At 50.0% G+C, this 726-nt stretch carries 1 protein-coding gene; it reads right to left on the bottom strand.

Going from position 1 to position 726, the window contains the following annotated elements; genetic code table 11:
• A partial coding sequence (locus GY683_RS01240; RefSeq protein ID WP_297287024.1) for a homocysteine S-methyltransferase family protein occupies positions 1 to 726 on the bottom strand: 726 nt, incomplete at both ends.

Below are 726 nucleotides of genomic sequence, written 5' to 3'. Positions count from 1 at the left end.
GTTAAAGCCAATGGACAAGGGGCGAGCATGACGCACCGAGTTATAAAAGGCTTCGGCGGTCTGTCCTGACAATGTACGTCCAGACGCATCGGTAATCGTCCCTGAAATCATAATGGGAAGTTCAAAGCCAATCTGCTCAAATACGCCTGTTACTGCAAAAATCGCCGCCTTGGCATTGAGCGTGTCAAACACCGTCTCAATCAAAATAATGTCCGCACCGCCAGCGATTAGGGCAAGCGTGCTTTCGGTGTAGTTATCCACCAGCTCATCAAAAGTGACGTTACGAAAGGCAGGGTCATTGACATCAGGCGAGATAGAACAGGTGCGGGAAGTCGGTCCGATGACGCCTGCGACAAATCTGGGTTTGTTGGGATTTTTGGCGGTAAATTCATCACACGCCTGACGAGCCAGCTGTGCCGCCGCCTTGTTAATCTCATAGCTTAGATGTTCCATGCGATAATCCGCCATGGAAATCTGCGTGCCGTTAAAGCTGTTGGTCTCAATGATGTCTGCGCCAGCTTCTAGGTATGAGCGGTGAATGGCACTGATGATGTCAGGTTGAGTGAGTACCAGCAGGTCATTATTGCCCTTGACGTCATTGTCAATATTGGCAAAGCGTGTGCCACGGTAGTCAGCTTCGGCAAGTTTATAATTTTGAATCTCTGTGCCCATCGCCCCATCAAGGAACAAAATCCGCTCACGTAGTAGTGCTTGCAGGCGGGCTTT

Origin of the sequence: Moraxella sp., assembly GCF_024227015.1 — a bacterium.
GTDB lineage: Bacteria > Pseudomonadota > Gammaproteobacteria > Pseudomonadales > Moraxellaceae > Moraxella.
The sequence above is the reverse complement of the archived record's forward strand: the minus strand, read 5'-3'. Positions and strand labels throughout refer to the sequence as shown.